This is a genomic window from Nonomuraea sp. NPDC005650, assembly GCF_040605375.1.
Lineage (GTDB): Bacteria > Actinomycetota > Actinomycetes > Streptosporangiales > Streptosporangiaceae > Nonomuraea.
In genome coordinates, this window is the sequence record NZ_JBEXCR010000001.1 from 42,876 (window position 1) to 61,483 (window position 18,608).

Consider the following 18,608-nt stretch of genomic DNA (forward strand, 5'->3'; position numbering starts at 1 on the left):
GATCAGTGCTTGAGCGAGCCGTCGATGGCCTTCTGCGCGGCCGCGGCGGCCTTGGCCGCGTCGCCGCCCTTGACGACGGCGTTCTCGGCGATGCCGAACGGCTCCCAGATCGCCGCCATCTCGGGGATGGCCGGCATCGGCAGGCCGTCCTTGCCCGCGTCCATGAACTTGACCGCGTCAGGGTCGCTCGCCTGGACCTCCTGGAGGGCGGCGGTCAGCGCCGGGGGCCGCGGGTCGGCCTCGTACAGCGCCTTCGCGACGTCCTTGTTGGTCACGTAGTTGGCGACGAACTCCTGGGCCAGCGCCTTGTTCTTGCCCTTGGAGGCCACGAAGAACGTCTGCACGCCGACGAACGGGGTGGCCGGCTTGCCGCCCTTGAACGCCGGGACGGCCGTGATGTCGTACGAGATGCCGCCCTTCTTGACCTCGCTCATCGCCCACGGGCCGGAGATCAGGTAGGCGCACTTGCCGCCGGCGAAGTTCACGATGTAGTTCTCGTTCGTGATCGACGTGCGCAGCGCGCCGTCGCCCTTCTCGCCCAGGTCCTTCAGCTTGCCGAACGCCTTGACCGAGTCGGCCGAGCCGACCAGCACCTGCTTGGGGTCGGGGTCGCCGGTGGAGGTGGCGCCGAACAGCGCGCCGCCCGCCGAGGCGAAGATCGGGTAGACGTGGAAGGCGTCGCCCTTCTGGCCGACGGGCAGGCAGAGCACCTCCTTGACCTTGCCGGCCGCCTTGAGCTCCTTGCCCTTGGCGATCATGTCCTCGATCGAGGCGGGCGCGTCGGGGGCGAGCTTGGTGTTGCGGATCAGGGCGATGTTCTCCACCGCGTACGGGGCGCCGTAGACCTGCCCGTTGAACGTCACGGCCTGCATCGCCTTGGCCGAGAAGGCGGCCTTCTGCTCGTCGGTCAGCGTGACCGGGTCGATGGCGCCGTTCTGCACGAGGTTGCCGATCCAGTCGTGCGCGCCGATCATGATGTCGGGGCCGCTGCCCTGCTGGGAGGCGGTGAGGAAGGTCGTCTGGTTGTCCTTGCTGATCTCCTTCACCTCGACGGTCACGCCGTTCTCGGTGCCGAACTGGTCGGCGAACGGCTTGAGCGGCTTGACGCGGCTGGGGTCGGCCCAGATCACGAGCGTGCCGCCGCTCTTGGCCGCCGGGGCGGAGGCGGACGCACCGGGTGCCGCCGAAGTGGCCGACGGGGCAGCCGGCTGGGAATCGCCGCAGGCCGTGGCGGCGAACGCGAGGGACGCGAGAGCGGCCACACCCAGAGCCCGCATGCGCATGAGACCTCCTGAGGTCACGGAGGAACGGCGGCGCCGCGCAAGCACCGCCGGAAGAAAGCTCTAACGTTTCCGGGACGTTAGCGGCTCTTTGCAAGAATTGGAAGAACTTGCGAAAGAGCGTTACGTGATCCTCACCGAACAGGGCGAAAGCGACTCCCAGCCCCTTCTGACACCCGATCCCGGAGGAAGTACGGGCGGGTCAAGGTGACTTCTGCAACTTTCCGCAAGTTGCGCTTGACCCTCACCTAACCGTCGCGACATCCTTCACCAGGACATCACCGACATCTCACGCAAAGGGACAGCCATGCTCGGCAACGACGACTGGTGGCGTGACGCCGTCGTGTACCAGGTCTACCCTCGCAGCTTCGCCGACGCCGACGGCGACGGCACGGGCGACCTCGCGGGCGTGCGCGACCGCCTCGGCTACCTCGCCGACCTGGGCGTGGACGCCATCTGGCTGAGCCCCTTCTACACCTCCCCCATGGCCGACGGCGGCTACGACGTGGCCGACTACCGGGACGTGGACCCCATGTTCGGCACGCTCGCCGACTTCGACGCCCTCGTCGCGGACGCCCACGACAAGGGCATCAGGGTCATCGTGGACCTGGTGCCGAACCACTCCTCCGACCGGCACCCGTGGTTCCAGGCCGGGCTGCGCGACCGCTACATCTTCCGCGACCGGCCCAACGACTGGGAGTCGATCTTCGGCGGCCCCGCCTGGACGCAGGTGGCGGACGGGCAGTGGTACCTGCACCTGTTCGCCCCCGAGCAGCCGGACCTCAACTGGGAGAACCCGGACGTGCGCGCCGAGTTCCGCGACATCCTGCGCTTCTGGCTCGACCGGGGCGTGGACGGCTTCCGCGTGGACGTGGCGCACGGCATGATCAAGGCCGACGGGCTGCCCGACGTGGGGCCGAAGGAGGGCCGCCAGGCCGAGATGCTCGGCGACGAGCAGCTGCCCTACTTCGACCAGGACGGCGTGCACGAGATCTACCGCGAGTGGCGGCCGATCCTCGACTCCTACCCCGGCGGCCGGATGGCGGTGGCCGAGGCGTGGGTGTCCTCCCCCGAGCGGCTGGCCCGTTACGTCGGGCCCGACGAGCTGCACCAGGCGTTCTCGTTCGAGTTCATGATGGCCGACTTCCACGCCAAGTCGTTCCGTACGGTCATCGAGAAGGCGCTCAAGGAGGCCGAGCTGGTCGGCGCGCCCACCACGTGGGTGCTGTCGAACCACGACAAGCCCCGCCACGTCACCCGCCACGGCGGCCTGGCCCGCGCGCGGGCGGCCACGCTGCTCATGCTGGCCCTGCCCGGCTCGGCCTACCTCTACAACGGCGAGGAGCTGGGCCTGCCCGAGGTGCTCGACCTGCCGGACGAGCTGCGCCAGGACCCGGCGTTTCGGCGCACGGGCGAGAGCCGCGACGGCTGCCGGGTGCCGATCCCGTGGACGGCCTCCGGCGACTTCGGCTGGCGCGACCCATGGCTGCCGATCCCCGCCTCGTGGGGGCCGCTGTCGGCCGAGGCCCAGGAGCACGACCCCGCCTCCACGCTGAACCTCTACCGGGCCGCGCTGAAGCTGCGCAGGGAGCACCCGGCGCTCGGCGGCGGCACCCTGACCTGGCTCGACTCCCCCAAGGACGTGCTGGCCATCGAGCGCGACCCCGGGCTGGTCGTGGTCCTCAACACGGGCGAGGAGCCGGTGCGCCTCGACCTGGGCGGCGAGGTGCTGCTGTCCAGCGGACCCCTGGCCGGGGACGGGGTCGTCCCGCCGGACACCGCGGTCTGGATCCAGCGCTGACCGGATAGTGGCGTGGATTGGGGGAATCTTTCCCTTAACGCGACAAATGTCGGTAATCACGCTCGGTAACCTCACAGGGTGCCACCCTGGTGGGCCAGGTCCCTGCGCGGACGCGTCACCCTCATCGCGACGGCGGTAGCCGCCCTCGTGCTGATCCCTGTGGCCGTCGCCGGGGTGATCACCGCCAGGTCGCTGATGACCGCCAGCGTGTTCCGCGACACCCGGGACACGGCCGAGCGGATCGCGTACGAGATGCGCGGCGGCGCGCTGCCCATGGGCGCCGCCATCCCGGTGCCCAACCCGCCGGTGGACCTCATCCAGGTCGTCGGCCCCAACGGCCAGATCCTGGCCAGCAGCGACGCGGCCAGGAACCTGCCGCCGCTCAGCGACATCCGCCCGACACCCGAGAACCGGGTGATCAGCATGATGAACTGCCTGCCGACCGAGTGCGTCCACGTCACAGCCGTCAGGGTGAGCCTCTTCGCCGACTCCCCCGTGGTCTACGCGGGCCGCAGCACGCCCGACCTGCTGGCCAACCGCGGGCTGGAAGTGGTGGTGTTCATCGAGGTCGGGGTGCTGATCGGGCTGGCGTCGTGGGCCACGTGGCTGGTCACGGGACGCGCGCTGCGGCCGGTGGCGACCCTGCGGGCAGAACTGGACGCCGTGCACGCGGGAGACCTGAGCCGGCGCGTCACGCAGCCGCCGGGCGCCGACGAGGTGGCCCAGCTCGCCAGGTCCGTCAACGGCACGCTGGCCCGGCTGGAGCGCTCGGCGCAGCAGCAGCGCCAGTTCGCCTCCGACGCCTCGCACGAGCTGCGCACCCCCATCGCGGGCCTGCGCGCCCAGTTGGAGAGCGCCCAGCTCTACCCCGACGACACCGACGTCGAGGCGCTGGTGGACAGCGCGCTGCGCGACACCGACCGCCTGGAGGCCATCATCACCGACCTGCTACTGCTGGCCAGGATCGGCTCCCGGGTGGACGTGGTCAAGGAGCGGGTCGACCTCGCCGAGCTGGTGCGCCAGGAGCTGTCCGTGCGCTGCGACAAGGTGCCCGTGCAGGTGGAGCTGGCCGAGGGGGTGCAGGTCGAGGGCGTACGGCTCCAGCTCGCCAGGGTCCTGACGAACCTGCTGGACAACGCCCAGCGCCACGCCGAGCACACGGTCCAGGTCGAGGTCCACAAGGAGGGCGCGCACACGGCGTTGCTGGCGGTCGAGAACGACGGCGTGGAGATCGCCGAGGGCGATCGCGAGCGGATCTTCCAGCGCTTCACCCGCCTGGACGCCGCCCGCAGCCGCGACGCCGGCGGAACGGGTCTGGGCCTGGCCATCGCGCGGGACGTCGCGGTGGCCCACGGAGGCCAGATCACCGTCGAGGATCGCGCGGGCGGAGCGAGGTTTGTGTTGAGACTTCCGGCCGTTTGACCGCTTTTCGTAGATTTTCGGAGCTCAGGTCATAGATCATGGTGCCATGACGGAACAAGCGCCGCAGGGCGTCGACCCTCACATCCCTAACGCGGCGCGCATGTACGACTACTTCCTGGGTGGCAAGGACAATTTCCAAGCCGACAGGGATCTGGCCGAACTGGTCCTGAGCGCGGTCCCCGAGACCCGCGAGGGCACCAGGGAGAACCGGGCGCTCATCGGCCGGTTCGTGCGTTACCTGTGCGAACAGGGCATCACGCAGTTCCTCGACCTCGGCTCCGGCCTGCCCGCGCAGGAGAACGTGCACGAGGTCGCGCTCCGCCACACCCCCGATGCCCGCGTGGTCTACGTGGACAACGACCCGGTGGTGGCCGCGCACGGCAGGGCCCTGCTGGCCGACCCGGAACGGGTGGCCATGGTGCTGGGCGACGTGCGCAGGCCGGCGGAGATCCTGGCCAACCCCGAAGTGCGCGCGCTCCTGGACTTCGAGCGGCCGGTGGCCGTGCTGATGATGTTCATCCTGCATCTGATCCCCGACGAGGACGACCCGAACGCCTTCGTCGCCGCCTACCGCGACGCGATGTCGCCGGGCAGCTATCTGGCGCTCTCGCACGTGGGCAGCGACTCCCACTCGGCGCAGACGGACCGGGTGGTCCAGTTCTACCAGCGCGCCAACATGCCGTTCAGGCCGCGACCCGGCAAGGAGATCGCGGCCTTCTTCGGTGATCTGGAGTTCATCCCGCCCGGCCACCTCGCCAACGGCATCGGGCCGGAGCTCGGCTGGCCCTACGTCGACCGCGACGTCCCGATCTTCCTGGACGCTGACATGGCGCGGCTGGGCTACGCGGGCATCGCCCGCAAACTCTAGACCTTCGACAGCTCCCGGTCGCCGGACTCGTCGGGCCCGGGGCGGTCGTCCTCCTCGTCCTCGTCCAGCAGCGTCGCCTCGTCGAACGGCGCGTTCCCGGCGAGCACCTCATTGGCGCGCTCCCGGTCGAAGTCACCGGTCCAGACGGCGACGAGCACGGTGGCGACGGAGTTCCCGGCGAAGTTCGTCAGCGCCCTGGCCTCGGACATGAAGCGGTCGATGCCCACGATGAGGCCGACGCCGTCGACCAGCGCGGGGCGGTGCGCCTGCAGCCCGCCGGCCAGCGTGGCCAGCCCGGCCCCGGTCACGCCCGCGGCGCCCTTGGAGGCGATCATCATGAACAGCAGCAGCGCGATCTGCTCGCCGAACTGCAGCGGCGCCCCGGTGGCCTCGGCGATGAACAGCGTGGCCATGGTCAGGTAGATCGCCGTGCCGTCGAGGTTGAAGGAGTAGCCGGTCGGCACCGTGATGCCGGCGACGGTCTTGCTCACGCCCAGGTGCTCCATCTTGGCGATGAGCCTGGGCAGGGCCGTCTCCGAGGAGGAGGTGGACAGGATGAGCAGGAACTCCCGGCCCAGGTACTTCAGCAGCGACCACAGGTTGATCCGGGCGACCAGCCACAGGATCGAGCCGAGCACGACGCCGACGAACAGCAGGCAGGTGATGTAGAAGGCGACCATGATGATCGCCAGGCTCTTGAGCGCCTCCAGCCCGGTCTCTCCCACGACCGCGGCGATCGCGCCGAACGCGCCGACGGGCGCGGCCCACATGATCATGGCGAGGATGCGGAACGTCAGCCGCTGGAAGTGCTCGATGCCGCGCAGGATCGGCTCGCCCTTGGCACCCATGGCCTGGATCGCGAACCCGGCCAGCAGCGCCACCAGCAGCGCCTGCAGCACCGAGCCGCCGGTGAGCGCGGACACGAGCGTCTTGGGGATGATGCCGAGCAGGAAGTCGACCGTGGACGACTCGCCGCCCTTGGCCGCCTGCGCCTCCGCGGCCTGCTTGGCGGCGTCGCTGAGGTGCAGGCCCGAGCCCGGGTCGATGACGTTGCCGACCACCAGGCCGATGAGCAGGGCTACCGTGGACATGACGATGAAGTAGCCGAGCGCGAGGCCGCCGACCTTGCCGACCTTGGCCGCCTGGCGTACCGAGCCGATGCCCAGCACGATCGTGCAGAAGATGATCGGCCCGATCACCATCTGGATGAGCGCCACGAAGCCGGTGCCGAGCGGTTTGAGCTCCTTGCCCACGTCCGGCCAGACGAATCCGACCAGGATGCCGAGTAGGACCGCCCCGATGACGGCCAGGTAGAGGTAGCGAGTGCGATCACGCATGGGGGGCTCTCCAGCGGTGATGGAATGACCTTCTAGACGCCCGAGTATGCCCCTCACAGTGACATAGGTCACCATTGAGTAAGTTTCGTTCACAGGAGAGATGTCAGATGCGGCGCTGGAGCCTGGCGGGCCAGATGCTGGTCCTGCAGCTGCTCGTGGTCGCCGTCACGGTGGCGGGCGGCGCCGTGCTCGCGCTCGTGCAGGCGCGCGACCTGCTCACCGAGGAGGCGGCCGCCAAGGCCAGAGCCGTCGCGGTGAGCGTGGCGGCCTCGCCCGACGTGCTGGCCGCCCTCGACGGCCCGAACCCGTCCGCGCGGCTGCAGCCGTACGCCGAGCGGGTACGTCACCAGACGGGCGTCGACTTCATCACCATCATGAGCCCGGACGGCATCCGCTACACCCACCCCAACCCCGCCGAGATCGGCAAGCGTTACCTCGGCCACATCGAGGAGGCGCTGACGGGCAGGACGTTCACCGAGACCTACACCGGCACGCTCGGCGAGTCCAGGCGGGTGGTGACCCCCGTCATGTCCGGCGGCCGGGTGCGGGCGCTGGTCAGCGCGGGCATCACGATCGAGAAGATCAGCGCCAGGGTCCGCGACCAGCTCGCCTGGGGCGGCCTCCTCATCGCGCTGGCGCTCTCGCTGGGCGCCGCGGGCACGTGGCTGGTCACGGCGCGGCTGCGCCGCCAGACGCACGGCCTCGGCCCGGTGGAGCTGGGGCGCATCCACGAGCACCACGACGCCGTCCTGCACGCCGTACGGGAGGGACTGCTGCTGGTGGGCAAGGACGGCACGCTGACGCTGTGCAACGACGCCGCCAGAATGCTGCTCGGCCTGCCCGCCGACGCCGAGGGGCGGCACGTGGCCGAACTGGGCCTGTCGGAGCTGCTGGCCGCCGACGACGAGCGCGTCCACCTGGTCGGCGACCGCGTCCTGGCGGTCAACAGCGCCGCCAGCCGGCTCGGCACCGTCGTGACCGTACGCGACCACACCGAGCTGCAGGCGCTGACCGGGCAGCTCCACGCCGAGCGCGACTTCGCCGAGTCGCTGCGCTCGGCCGCCCACGAGGCCGCCAACCGGCTGCACACCGTCATCACGCTGGTGGAGCTGGGCCGCACCGAACAGGCCGTGGCGCTCGGCACGGCCGAGCTGCGCGCCGCGCAGGACCTGACCGACCGGGTGGTCGGCGCGGTCCGCGAGCCCGTGCTCGCCGCGCTGCTGCTGGGCAAGAGCGCCGAGGCGGCCGAACGCGGCGCCGAGCTGGTGATCAGCCAGGACAGCGAGCTCGACGACCTGGGCCTCGACCCGCGCGAGCTCGTCACGATCGTCGGCAACCTGATAGACAACGCCATCGACGCGGCCTCCCGGGTGGAGGTGCACCTGAGCGCGGGCCGCGGCGAGGTCCTCATCAGGGTCGCCGACAACGGCCCGGGGCTGGCCGACCCGCAGGCGTTCGAGAAGGGCTGGACCACCAAGGGCGACGGGCGCGGGCTGGGCCTGGCGCTGGTGGGGCAGGCGGTGCGGCGGCTGGGCGGCACCATCGAGGTGGCGGGCTCGGTGTTCACCGTGCGGCTGCCGGTCCCGGAGCGGGTGCGATGACGAACTCGACGATCTCCGTGCTCGTCGTGGAGGACGAGGAGATCACGGCCGAGGCCAACCGCATCTACGTCGAGCGGATGCCGGGCTTCGAGGTGGCCGGGGTGGTCAGGACCGGCGGCGAGGCGCTGCGCTTCCTGCGCGGCCGGCCCGTGGACCTCGTCCTGCTCGACCTCTACCTGCCGGACATGCACGGGCTGGAGGTGTGCCGGGCGATCCGCGCGGGCGGGCTCATGTGCGACGTGATCGCCGTCACCTCGGCCCGCGACCTGGCCATGGTGCGTTCAGCGGTCTCGCTCGGAATATCCCAGTACCTGCTCAAACCGTTCACCTACGGGACACTCGCCGAAAAGCTGACGCGTTACGCCCGGTTCAAGGACGAGGCGGGCCTGGCCGTCGGGCAGGGCGACGTGGACCGGGTCCTCGGCACCCTCCGGGGCAGCTCGGAGCTGCCGAAAGGCATGGCGCGCGACACCCTCGACACGGTCGCCGCGAAGCTGCGCGACAACCCCGGGGGCATGGCGGCGCAAGCCGTGGCGGACGCGATCGGAGTGTCTCGTGTGACGGCCCGCAGGTACCTGGAATACCTGGTCGAGCTGGGTGTGGCGGCCCGCATCCCGCAGTACGGCGGAGTCGGCCGGCCAGAACTCCTCTACCGGATCCCCATGGAAAGTTAATGATGGTGACGCTGGCCGTTCAATCCGGGCCTCTAGCTTCTGGGTGCAGTCCGATGCACTGAGGAGACAGATCTTGCGAGTCCTGGCCGTAGTTCCCGCCCGCGGAGGTTCGGCGGGCGTACCCCTGAAGAACCTCGCCCTGGTCGGCGGCGTGCCGCTGGTCACCCGAGCGGTTCGGGCCGCCCAGCGGGCCGAACTGGTGGACCAGGTCGTGGTCAGCACCGACCACGCGGGGATCGCCGAGACCGCCCGCGAGGCGGGGGCGATCGTCGTGGAGCGGCCCGAAGAGCTGAGCGGCGCGACCGCCTCCAGCGAGTCGGCGGTGCTGCACGCGCTCGACGCCCTCGGCGAGGACCCCGAGGTCGTCGTGCTGGTGCAGTGCACCAGCGCGTTCATCGACCCGGAGGACCTTTCCGAGGCCGTGCGCAAGGTGCTGGACGGGGAGGCCGACTCGGTCGTGTCGGGGCTGCCGACGCACGAGTTCCTGTGGACCGCCGCCGGGGGCGGCATCAACCACGACCCGGCCGTCCGGCAGCGCCGGCAGGACCGCGACGCCCAGTTCCGCGAGAACGGCGCCTTCTACGTCATGCGCGCCTCCGGCCTGCGCGAGCACGGCCACCGCTTCTTCGGCGAGGTCGCCGTCCAGCCGGTCTCGCCCAAGCACGGCGTCGAGATCGACAACCCGGAGGACCTGGAGCTGGTGCGCGCGCTCGCCCCGTTCATCGACGAGCCCGAGCCGATCGACGTGGACGCCGTCATCACCGACTTCGACGGCGTGCACACCGACGACCGCGCCTACGTCGACTCCGACGGCCGCGAGATGGTGCTCGTCAGCCGCTCCGACGGGATGGGCGTCGCGCTGCTGAAGCGCTCCGGCGTGAAGGTGCTGGTCATGTCCACCGAGCACAACCCGGTGGTGGCCGCCCGCGCCCGCAAGCTCGGCGTCCCCGTGCTGCAGGGCCTGGCCGAGAAGCGGACCGTGCTGCGCGACTGGCTGACCATCGAGGGCCTCGACCCCGCCCGCGTCGCCTACGTCGGCAACGACGTCAACGACCTGGGCCCGATGGGCGAGGTCGGCTGGCCCATCGCCACCCCCGACGCCCACCCGCGCGTGCGCGCCGCCGCCCGGGTCGTGCTGACCAGGCCCGGCGGGTCCGGCGCCGTGCGCGAGCTGTGCGACCGCGTCGTGGCCGCCCGGCCCGAGCCGCCCGCGGCCGAGGTCCGCACCCGGCCCAGGCTCGGCCCCGTCGCGATCGGCGACCTCCTGGTCGGCGACGGCGAGCCCGTGTACGTGATCGGCGAGATCGGCATCAACCACAACGGCGACCTCGACATCGCCCGCCGGCTCATCGACGTGGCGGCCGAGGCCGGCTGCCAGGCGGTCAAGTTCCAGAAGCGCACCCCCGCGATCTGCGTGCCCGAGGAGCAGAAGAGCCAGCTCCGGCAGACGCCGTGGGGCGAGATGACGTACCTGGAGTACAAGGAGCGGACCGAGTTCGGCTACGACGAGTACCGGCAGATCGCCAAATACTGCGACGAGCGCGGCCTGCACTGGTTCGCCTCGCCGTGGGACGTGCCCTCCGTGGAGTTCCTGGAGGAGATGGACGTCCTGGTGCACAAGGTAGCCTCGGCCAGCATCGCCGACCACGAGCTGCTGCGGGCCCTGGCCGCCACCGGCAAGCCGATCATCCTGTCCACCGGCATGTCCACGCTGTCGGAGATCGACGCGGCCGTCGAGACCCTCGGCACCGACAAGCTGATCATGATGCACGCGACGTCCACGTACCCGCTGCCGCCGGAAGAGGCGAACCTGCGCACGATCACCACGCTCAAGGAGCGCTACGGCGTGCCCGTCGGCTACTCCGGCCACGAGCGCGGCCTGCAGATCTCCCTGGCCGCGGTCACGCTCGGCGCGGTCACCGTGGAGCGGCACATCACCCTCGACCGCACCATGTGGGGCTCCGACCACGCCGCCTCGCTGGAGCCGGCCGGCCTCGAGCACCTCGTCCGCGACATCCGCATCATCGAGCAGGCCATGGGCGACGGCGTCAAGCGCGTCTTCCCCGGCGAGGAGGCTCCCAAGGCCCGCCTGCGCCGGGTGACCGTCTGACCTCGTCCCCACTCTGGAGAGACAACTCTTGATCACTCTCTCGGTCGTCGTGCCGGTGCTGAACGGCGAGCGGTACATCGCGGACGCGCTGTCCTCGCTCTGCCGCAACGCCCGGCACGACTTCGAGTTCATCGTCGTCAACGACGGGTCCGTGGACGCCACCGGGGACATCGTCGAGGACTTCACCCGCGACCTGCCCGGGCTGACGATGCTGCGTAACCCGAGCCCCGTCGGGCTGGCCGACGCCCGCAACACGGGCCTGTCGGCCGCCTCGGGCCGGTACGTCACGTTCATGGACGCCGACGACTGGCTCGCCCCCGGCTACCTGGCGCGGCTCGTCGAGGCGATCGACGGGCTCGGCTGCGACTTCGTCCGCGCCGACCACGTGCAGGTCGAGGGCCGCAAACGGGTCGTGCACCGCGCCCCCATGGCGCGGAGGGGCGTGGTGCTCGACCCGCGGGACGCGATCCTGCCCTCGGGCGTGCGGACCATGGTCGACTACCCGTACGCGTGGGCCGGGATCTACCGGCGCTCCCTGCGCGACCTGCTGCAGTTCCCCGGCTCCCTGCACACCGCCGAGGACCGGCCGTGGATCTGGCGCCTGCACCGGGAGGCCGCCACGTTCGCGGTGGTGTCGCTGGCCGGGGTGTTCTACCGCCGCCTGGTGTCCGGGTCGCTGACCCAGGTCGGCGACGAGCGCCAGCTGCACTTCTTCGACGCGTTCGACCTGGTGTTCAAGGACCTCGAACCGGAGTTCGTGCCCAAGGCGGTGCGGAACTTCTGCGCGCTCCTGGCCCACCACCTGGAGATCGCCGACCGGTTCACGCCGGCGCTGCGCTCGCGCTTCGAGGAGCGCGGCGCGCACATGGTGCGCGCGCTGCCCCCCGAGATCGTGTCGGAATCGGTGGCGCGCATGTCCGTCGAACGCGAGACCACGCTGCGGGCCCTGGTGCCCGACCTGCCGCCCAGCCCGCACGTCCGCGTCCGCCGCGACCGGGAGGAGACATAGTGAAGGTCTTCTACGCCTCGACGCTGTTCGGGGCGATGTCGCTGGCCGCCGCCATCGACGACGGCCGCTTCGGCGACGGGCGCCGCGTCCTGATCGTGTCGAACAACGCGGCCATCCCCGAGGTGTCGACGCCGCTCGACAAGACGCCCGGCTTCGCCGTGCTGCGCTCGCGCTTCGACGCGGTCCACTCGTGGAACGACCTCATCGCGCCGCTGCACCCCTCCGACTGGCGGGCCCGCGTCATCGAGGTGCCGATGATGGAGCGCCTCCTCCGCACCGCCTGGGACCTGGACGACGTCGACGAGCTGGTGCTGGAGTCGATCGCGGTGCCCCCGGCGCGGACCATCGCCGGGCTGGTGCGCGACTGCCCGATCACCGTCTACTCCGACGGCCTGATGAGCTACGGCCCCACCCGCGACCCGCTGCCGGCCGAGATCTTCCGCCGCATCGGACGCCTGTTCCACCTGGACCTGGTGCCGGGCCTGACCCCGCTGCTGCTCAGCGAGTACGACGTCGCGCCCTCGATCCTGCCGGACGAGCGGTTCATGTCGATCGTGCACGAGGTCACCGCCACCGCCCCCGACACGATGCCCGGCCAGGCGATGATCCTCGGCCAGTACCTGTCGGCCCTGGAGATCGTCACTCCGGAGGAGGAGGCGGGGCTGCACGAGACGATGCTCAAGGCCCTGGCCGCGCGCGGCTACACCGACATCGTCTTCAAGCCGCACCCTGCCGCCGGCCGGCGCCACGCCCAGCTCCTGCGGGCCGCGGCCGAGCCCCTGGGCGTGCGGCTGTCGGTGGCCCCGGAGAGCGTGCCCGCCGAGGTGTGCTTCGCGGCGCTGCGGCCGGAGCTGGTCGTGGGCTGCTTCTCGACCGGGCTGCTGACCGCGCAGCGCTACTTCGGGCTGCAGGTGGCCTCGTACGGGACGGACCTGGTGCTCGACCGGCTGGCGCCGTACGAGAACAGCAACCGGATCCCGGTCACCATCGTGGACGCGCTGCTGCCCCGGCTCTCGCCCGAGGGCGCCGTCGAGCATCCGAAGGCGGTGGACCTGCGCGGGCTCGTCCGGGCGGTGGGCTACTGCATGCAGGCCGAGACGTATCCGGAGCTGCGGCCCACGAGCATCCAGTTCGACGCCCGCTACTTCAAGCGCAAGCGCCTGGAGACCCTCGGCCTGGTGACCCGCCCCACGGCACTCACCCGGCTGCGCCGCAAGATCCGCTCAGCGATGTGACGCTCCTGCACAAAGGACCGCGACCCCTGTGACGACGGGGGTCGCGGTCCTTTCTCGTGGGGGGCCAGGCGACCGCACCACGGCCGACGCCCCACCGCGACCGGCCCCGCCACCCCGCACCACGGCCGGCCCGGTCATCGCGTTTTCCTGGGGACCGCAACTCCGGACGGCGGGAGGGACCCTCTCCCACCGTCCGGAGTTGCGGTCCTTTCGGGGAACCGGGGCGCGGGCGACCGCCCACGCCCCGGGCGGTCCTTTCGGGCCGGCGATCAGCTGAGGGCTTTGAGGTAGCGCCGCATCCGGCGCTTGGCCCGGTAGCCGGCCCGCAACATCGACGGATGCACCTCCACCCGCAACCGCGCCCGCCGCCGCGCCGCCGCGTGCTCGGGCCCGTCCAGCAGCGACCGCGCCGGTACGCGCGACCCCGCCGCCACCAGCCCGGCCAGCCGCACGGCCCAGTCGTTGTGCCCCGCCGGGTGGAAGTAGTTGGCCTCGCACCACTCGGACGAGGCCGGGCGGAAGCCGCCCTTGGCCAGCTCGTCAAGGGTGCCGAGCAGCCCGCTGCCCTCGAACACCAGGTTGATCATCTCGGCGCTCACGCCGAAGTCCGACAGCACCAGCGACGGCACGCCCAGCGCGATCGCCTCCAGCGCCGCCGTCGAGCTCACCGTGACGAACCCGGCCGCCCGCTCCAGCTGGTCGTGCATCGACCCCGCCGCGAACTCCAGCCGCCCCGGCTCGCCCATCTCCCGCCACAGCCGCTGGTAGTGGTGGCGCTCGTTGTGCGTCTGCCGCTCGTCCTCAAGGGCCCGCAGCTTGACCACCACGTCCAGCTCGGGCCGCAGCCGGGCCAGCTCGGCCAGCGCCAGCAGGATCCGCTCGCGCTGCTCGCGCTCCCGCGGCACCTTGGCCTGGGTGGCGAACACGACCCGGTTCCCGCCCCCGGCGACCACGTCGGAGCGCAGGAACGGCAGCCGGGCCAGCCCCACCGCCCCTCCCCCGCCGAGCCGGCCGGCGATCTCGGAGAACTCGGCCACCTCACGCTCGCTGTGCACCACGAACAGGTCGCACCCGCTGCGGAACACCCACGCCTTCTCCGTCGCCGGCACCGAGATGCCCGGCAGCCCGCTGACGAACACCGGCCGCGGCCGCAGGTCGCCGAGCACGTCGGCCACCAGCACGTCCACCACCGGGCCCGTGCAGGCCACGAGTATCACGTCCGGCCGCGTGCGCTCGGCCAGCCGCCGCACGGACCGCGCCGAGACCACCGGCGGCGGCTCCAGACCGCCCACTGCTGCGGCGATCTGCTCCGGCGAGGGCGCGATCGGCGTGCGCACCACCACCAGTTCCGCCGTGTCGCCGGGGGGAAGGTCGCCGAGCAGGCAGGCCGCCCACTTCAGATACGAGTCGGAGTCGGCGACCGCCAACACTTTCAACCGGACACTCCTGTCAGATGCGAGCGAAGGGCGGGGGCCGCCCTGCTGGTCCACCAGTCGTCAGGAACGTCCACGGGCTCCACGGCGACACCGCGCGGGCTGAGCAGCACCCGCAGCGAGGTGATCGCGGTCGAGGGCAGGCTGAGCACGCGCTGGCTCGCGTCCAGGCCGCGCAGCGTCAGCTCGGCCGGCGCGCCCACGTCGTGCACGGTGATGCCGGGGCGCTCCCGGATCAGGGCCACGTCCACGGGGTCCTCGCGGCGGTGCGGGTAGTACGCGAGCGGCTCCTGCGCCGCCAGGTCCGTCAGCCAGCGCAGGTAGTGGTCACGGTGCACGAGGCCGTTCCTGACGAGCGAGGTGCCCAGGACGACCGTGCGCTCCGCGGGCCCCTCCGCGCTGGGCGGCTGGGCGCGCAGCCAGGCGAACTGGTGGCGTACCAGGTTGATCCCGGCCCGGCGTACCCCGTCCTCCAGGGCCTCGTCCACGGGCAGGGCGGTGAAGACCGACACGTCGCTCAGGCGCAGCCGCAGCGCGGCCGCCAGGCCCAGCGCGGAGCGCAGCTTGGCCGGCTCGGCCCTGGCCCGCAGCAACGGCTTGAACGGCCCCGCGGCCAGCAGCTCCAGCAGCCGGAGCGTGGCCAGCCCGTCGTCCACGATGACGATGCGGCCGGGACGCGAGGTGAGCCAGCGCAGCTGCACCCTGCCGGAGAAGGCGTCACCGACGGCCTGCACGCGTCTGGGCATGCGCTCAAGCGGCTCCGCCAGCTCAAGGCCGGCGGGCAGCCCGAGAGACCTCAGCTCTCGACGCGTGGCCTTCAGCGGTCGCAGACCGGCGCGCGGCACGACCACCGTCTCGGGGCCGAGCACGCCCGCGTGATGGGCCTCGACGGCGCACAGCATCTGGAGCGGAGACTCCACCCAGGCCGACGCCTGTTCGACCACTCCTTGTCCTCCCAGCCGGGTGATGGCCCGTTCACGACCGCTTCAAGCTAGCCCCGCCGCCTTAAGCCACTAGAAACGTGACGTGAACAATGGAGGGTATGAACTCGCTCATGCTCAACACCGACGGCGTGCAGATCCCGCAGCTCGGTTATGGCGTCTGGCAGGTCCCCGCCGATGAGGCCGCGCAGGCCGTCGCCACCGCGCTGCGGGCCGGCTACCGGCACATCGACACCGCCGCCGCGTACGGCAACGAAGAGGGCGTGGGGCAGGCCGTGCGGGAAAGCGAGCTGCCGCGCCGGAAGGTGTTCGTCACCACCAAACTGTGGAACGCCGACCACGCCCGCGCGGAGGCGGCCTTCGACGAGTCCCTGGCCCGGCTCGGCCTCGACCACATCGACCTTTTCCTCATCCACTGGCCGGTGCCGCAGCAGGACAAGTACGTGCAGGCGTGGAAGGCGATGGAGAAGATCTACCGTGACGGGCGCGCCAAGGCCATCGGCACCTCCAACTTCACCATCGCCCACCTCACCCGCCTGATGAACGAGACCGGCATCGTGCCCTCCATCAACCAGATCGAGCTGCACCCGTACCTCCAGCAACGGGAGATGCGCGCCTTCCACGAGGCCAACGGCATCCTCACCGAGGCGTGGAGCCCGCTCGGCCAGGGCCAGGGGCTGCTGAACGACCCGGCGCTGGCCAAGCTGTCCGACAAGTGCGGCAGGACGCCCGCGCAGATCGTGCTCCGCTGGCACCTTCAACTCGGCCACGTCGCGATCCCCAAGTCGGTCACCCCGTCGCGCATCGCCGAGAACATCGGCGTCTTCGACTTCATCCTCGACGCCGAGGACATGGCCGCGATCGGCGCGATGAACAAGGGCCTTCGGATCGGGCCCGACCCCGACACGTTCAACATGACCTGATTCGTCTACGATCTCCCACGTGCGGGATTTTGCGTGGGGCATTGCAGCGACAGGCGTCATAGCGCGGACCGTCGGCGCGGTCATCGCGGCCGAACCGGGCATGCGGGTGGCCGCCGTCGGCTCGCGGAACCTTGAGCGGGCGCAGGCGCTGGCCGCCACGCTGGGCGCGGAGTCGGCGTACGACTCCTATGAGCGGCTCTGCGCCGACCCCGCGGTGGACGCGATCTACGTGGCGACGCCGCACGCCCAGCACCTGGAGGTGGCCGAGGCCGCCATCGCCGCGGGCAAGGCCGTGCTGTGCGAGAAGCCGCTGGCCGCCACCGTGGACGACGCGGAGAAGATGGTGCGGCTGGCACGCGAGGCAGGCGTGTTCCTGATGGAAGCGATGTGGATGAGGTTCAACCCCCTCATCCAGAAGATCGCGGCCGACGAGCGCTTCGGCGACCTCCGCTCGGTGCACGCCTCCTTCGGCTTCGCCAAGCCGTACGAACCGGCGCACCGGCTGTGGGCGCCGGAGCTCGGCGGCGGGGCGCTCCTCGACCTGGGGATCTACCCGTTCGGCCTGGCCCAGCTGCTCCTCGGCATGCCCTCCGACCTGCGGATCACCGGCTCCCTGGCGCCCAACGGCGTCGACGCGGAGGCCGGCGGCGTGCTGCTCTACGCCGATGGCAGGAAGGCTCTCGTGGAGACTTCGTTGCTCGGGAATTACCCGAACCATGCCAGCGTTGTAGGCACTCAGATGCGGGCGGACATCCAGGCACCGTTCTGGGCACCGCGGCGGATCGTACTGTCCGGGCCCTCGATGGAGCCGGAGGAGCACACGCTCGATTCGGTGAACGACGGGTACGCCGGGGAGCTCCGCGAAGTCCGCACCGCGACGGCCGAAGGCAGGACCGAAAGTTCGATCATGCCGCTTGACGAATCCCTTGCCATGATGGGGCTTCTGGCCGATGCCCGCAGGCAACTCGCCTAGCTGGGCCTTTATGGATTTGTAAGCCTCTTGCCTTATGCATTACGTTTGAGGCATTCTTGAGACATAAGTCCGGTTTGTCCGGTCTTGTCCGACCATCGCACGACACATCACAGGACCGTCCTGTGACCGCTGAATCCGCCTTCGGGCGGAGCCGGGGACCCACGTCCTTTGGGGTGAATCGGCACTTCGGTGCCGTAGGGCAGCTTCCACGTCCGAACCCGTCAGCTAACTCGGTAAGCGGCATGGAAGCAAGGAGTAACCCCCTCGATGGCCAGCATCCGCTTTACCTCTGCTGCGAAGCACAACATCGCCCGCGCCCTTCTCGGCGCCACCGTCCTCGGCTCCGTGTTCGGCGTCCACATGACGAGCGCCGGCGCCGCGGAGAAGCAGCCGATCGACACGGCCGCCGTCGCCGACCACGCCGAGCGCTCACGCGAGACCCACGTCGGCGCCACCGCCGCCCAGGTCCTGGCGCTCGCCAAGTCCCAGATCGGCATCTCCGAGAACGCGGCCGGCGGCGGCACCAAGTTCCAGCAGTGGTACGCCGGCTCGCAGCGGGCCGCGGAGACCATCGCCCGTGACGGCGGCACCCGCGCCGAGTACCTGAACGCCGCCTGGTGCGCGATGTTCGTCTCCTGGGTCGGCGACCAGACCGGCGCCCGCACGCAGATCGGCTGGGACGCCTGGACCGTCGCCCACGCCAAGTGGTTCCAGGCCAACCAGCGCTTCGGCACCGAGCCCAAGCCCGGCGCCGTCGTGTTCTTCTCGTGGAGCGGCAGCAAGAACCTCAAGGACATCAACCACGTCGGGTTCGTCGAGAAGGACAACGGCGACGGCACCATCACGACCGTCGAGGGCAACACCGGCCGCGGCAAGGTCGAGGAGCGCGTGCGGCCCAAGTCCCAGGTCGTCGGCTACGGCTACCCGCAGTACCGCGGCTGACCGGACTCCCCCACAGCGCCGAACGAGCGCGCGTCCCGTTCACGGGACGCGCGCTCGTC

Annotated in this window: 15 protein-coding genes and 1 riboswitch; of the genes, 11 read left to right on the forward strand and 4 right to left on the reverse strand. The window is 70.9% G+C overall.

The genetic code is table 11. The annotated features are described in order from the left end of the window. Positions 1-2: 2 nt before the first annotated feature. Positions 3-1,283 (reverse strand): maltose ABC transporter substrate-binding protein, encoded by a 1,281-nt coding sequence (locus ABZS69_RS00185; RefSeq protein WP_355363845.1) that lies wholly within the window; start codon positions 1,281-1,283, stop codon positions 3-5. Between the two features lie 304 nt (positions 1,284-1,587). On the opposite strand from ABZS69_RS00185, the gene ABZS69_RS00190 reads away from it, so the two are divergent. The 3 genes from ABZS69_RS00190 to ABZS69_RS00200 all read left to right on the forward strand — a co-directional run bounded on the left by ABZS69_RS00190 (position 1,588) and on the right by ABZS69_RS00200 (position 5,371). Beyond that, positions 1,588-3,081: a glycoside hydrolase family 13 protein gene (locus ABZS69_RS00190; protein WP_355363848.1), complete on the forward strand. Its 1,494-nt coding sequence runs from the start codon at positions 1,588-1,590 to the stop codon at positions 3,079-3,081. 78 nt (positions 3,082-3,159) lie between these two features. Next, positions 3,160-4,503, forward strand: coding sequence for a HAMP domain-containing sensor histidine kinase (locus tag ABZS69_RS00195; RefSeq protein ID WP_355363851.1), 1,344 nt, complete (start codon positions 3,160-3,162; stop codon positions 4,501-4,503). A 46-nt stretch (positions 4,504-4,549) separates the two neighbouring features. After that, positions 4,550-5,371 (forward strand): SAM-dependent methyltransferase, encoded by an 822-nt coding sequence (locus tag ABZS69_RS00200; protein WP_355363854.1) that lies wholly within the window; start codon positions 4,550-4,552, stop codon positions 5,369-5,371. Here the strand turns inward: ABZS69_RS00200 and ABZS69_RS00205 are convergent. Then, on the reverse strand, positions 5,368-6,708 hold the full coding sequence (locus tag ABZS69_RS00205) for a cation:dicarboxylase symporter family transporter (protein ID WP_355363857.1): 1,341 nt from the start codon (positions 6,706-6,708) through the stop codon (positions 5,368-5,370). The genes ABZS69_RS00200 and ABZS69_RS00205 overlap by 4 nt on opposite strands. A gap of 107 nt (positions 6,709-6,815) precedes the next feature. Between ABZS69_RS00205 and ABZS69_RS00210 the strand changes: the two genes are divergently transcribed. From ABZS69_RS00210 to ABZS69_RS00230, 5 genes are all read left to right on the forward strand, one after another. Then, positions 6,816-8,309, forward strand: a complete 1,494-nt coding sequence (locus ABZS69_RS00210) for a sensor histidine kinase (RefSeq protein ID WP_355363860.1) — start codon at positions 6,816-6,818, stop codon at positions 8,307-8,309. Then, the gene (locus ABZS69_RS00215; RefSeq protein ID WP_355363863.1) at positions 8,306-8,983 is read left to right on the forward strand and encodes a response regulator; all 678 of its coding nucleotides are present in this window, start codon (positions 8,306-8,308) and stop codon (positions 8,981-8,983) included. Before ABZS69_RS00210 ends, ABZS69_RS00215 begins: the two co-directional genes overlap by 4 nt. 73 nt (positions 8,984-9,056) lie before the next feature. Beyond that, a complete protein-coding gene (locus tag ABZS69_RS00220; protein WP_355363866.1) occupies positions 9,057-11,093 on the forward strand; it encodes an N-acetylneuraminate synthase family protein in 2,037 nt (678 codons plus the stop codon). Between the two features lie 28 nt (positions 11,094-11,121). After that, positions 11,122-12,102: a glycosyltransferase family 2 protein gene (locus ABZS69_RS00225; protein ID WP_355363869.1), complete on the forward strand. Its 981-nt coding sequence runs from the start codon at positions 11,122-11,124 to the stop codon at positions 12,100-12,102. After that, positions 12,102-13,337, forward strand: a complete 1,236-nt coding sequence (locus ABZS69_RS00230; RefSeq protein WP_355363872.1) for a polysialyltransferase family glycosyltransferase — start codon at positions 12,102-12,104, stop codon at positions 13,335-13,337. Before ABZS69_RS00225 ends, ABZS69_RS00230 begins: the two co-directional genes overlap by 1 nt. A gap of 269 nt (positions 13,338-13,606) precedes the next feature. On the opposite strand, the gene ABZS69_RS00235 is transcribed toward ABZS69_RS00230, so the two are convergent. Next, complete coding sequence (locus ABZS69_RS00235; protein WP_355365278.1) at positions 13,607-14,767, reverse strand: DUF6716 putative glycosyltransferase; 1,161 nt, start codon at positions 14,765-14,767, stop codon at positions 13,607-13,609. Between the two features lie 2 nt (positions 14,768-14,769). Further along, positions 14,770-15,714, reverse strand: coding sequence for a hypothetical protein (locus ABZS69_RS00240; RefSeq protein WP_355363875.1), 945 nt, complete (start codon positions 15,712-15,714; stop codon positions 14,770-14,772). Between the two features lie 98 nt (positions 15,715-15,812). Here ABZS69_RS00240 and ABZS69_RS00245 point away from each other — a divergent pair, with 98 nt between their 5' ends. The 3 genes from ABZS69_RS00245 (at position 15,813) to ABZS69_RS00255 (ending at position 18,549) form a co-directional block, all read left to right on the forward strand. Further along, positions 15,813-16,634 carry an aldo/keto reductase gene (locus tag ABZS69_RS00245; RefSeq protein ID WP_355363878.1) on the forward strand — a complete coding sequence of 274 codons (822 nt, stop codon included), beginning with the start codon at positions 15,813-15,815 and terminating at the stop codon, positions 16,632-16,634. A gap of 19 nt (positions 16,635-16,653) precedes the next feature. Continuing rightward, the gene (locus ABZS69_RS00250) at positions 16,654-17,607 is read left to right on the forward strand and encodes a Gfo/Idh/MocA family oxidoreductase (RefSeq protein WP_355363881.1); all 954 of its coding nucleotides are present in this window, start codon (positions 16,654-16,656) and stop codon (positions 17,605-17,607) included. A 117-nt stretch (positions 17,608-17,724) separates the two neighbouring features. After that, a riboswitch (cyclic di-AMP (ydaO/yuaA leader) is annotated at positions 17,725-17,862 on the forward strand. Between the two features lie 12 nt (positions 17,863-17,874). Continuing rightward, positions 17,875-18,549, forward strand: coding sequence for a CHAP domain-containing protein (locus tag ABZS69_RS00255; protein WP_355363884.1), 675 nt, complete (start codon positions 17,875-17,877; stop codon positions 18,547-18,549). The last annotated feature ends 59 nt before the right edge of the window (positions 18,550-18,608 follow it).

What these genes read in the sequence shown, in the direction of transcription:
- ABZS69_RS00205 (WP_355363857.1), bottom strand. Translation starts at nt 6,708, where the DNA reads ATGCGTGATCGCACTCGCTACCTCTACCTGGCCGTCATCGGGGCGGTC.
- ABZS69_RS00210 (WP_355363860.1), top strand. Translation starts at nt 6,816, where the DNA reads ATGCGGCGCTGGAGCCTGGCGGGCCAGATGCTGGTCCTGCAGCTGCTC.
- ABZS69_RS00190 (WP_355363848.1), top strand. Translation starts at nt 1,588, where the DNA reads ATGCTCGGCAACGACGACTGGTGGCGTGACGCCGTCGTGTACCAGGTC.
- ABZS69_RS00245 (WP_355363878.1), top strand. Translation starts at nt 15,813, where the DNA reads ATGAACTCGCTCATGCTCAACACCGACGGCGTGCAGATCCCGCAGCTC.
- ABZS69_RS00185 (WP_355363845.1), bottom strand. Translation starts at nt 1,283, where the DNA reads ATGCGCATGCGGGCTCTGGGTGTGGCCGCTCTCGCGTCCCTCGCGTTC.
- ABZS69_RS00200 (WP_355363854.1), top strand. Translation starts at nt 4,550, where the DNA reads ATGACGGAACAAGCGCCGCAGGGCGTCGACCCTCACATCCCTAACGCG.
- ABZS69_RS00255 (WP_355363884.1), top strand. Translation starts at nt 17,875, where the DNA reads ATGGCCAGCATCCGCTTTACCTCTGCTGCGAAGCACAACATCGCCCGC.
- ABZS69_RS00215 (WP_355363863.1), top strand. Translation starts at nt 8,306, where the DNA reads ATGACGAACTCGACGATCTCCGTGCTCGTCGTGGAGGACGAGGAGATC.